At 51.7% G+C, this 487-nt stretch carries 1 pseudogene; it reads right to left on the reverse strand.

The features are described from left to right. Positions 1-487, reverse strand: a pseudogene (locus ADI86_RS12085) (cell wall protein); the annotation flags it as partial.

Raw genomic sequence — 487 nt, forward strand, 5'->3', positions numbered from 1 at the left:
TAGCCAGTCAGCATCGACAAGTGCGAGCCAATCAGCCAGCACATCAGCTAGCCAGTCAGCATCAACAAGTGCGAGCCAATCAGCCAGCACATCGGCTTCAGCCAGCACTTCAGCTTCAGCCAGCACATCGGCTTCTGAATCAACATCAGCTTCAGCCAGCACATCAGCTTCAGCCAGCACATCGGCTTCTGAATCAACATCAGCTTCAGCCAGCACATCAGCATCTGAATCAACATCGGCTTCAGCAAGCACATCAGCTTCAGCAAGCACCTCAGCATCTGAATCAACATCAGCTTCAGCAAGCACGTCAGCTTCAGCCAGCACATCGGCTTCTGAATCAACATCGGCTTCAGCAAGCACATCGGCTTCAGCCAGCACGTCAGCTTCAGCAAGCACATCAGCTTCTGAATCAACGTCAGCTTCAGCAAGCACATCGGCTTCTAAATCCACATCAGCTTCAGCAAGCACATCGGCTTCTGAATCAACA

The sequence above is a fragment of the Streptococcus pseudopneumoniae genome (genome assembly GCF_001074975.1).
GTDB classification, from domain to species: Bacteria; Bacillota; Bacilli; order Lactobacillales; family Streptococcaceae; genus Streptococcus; species Streptococcus pseudopneumoniae_D.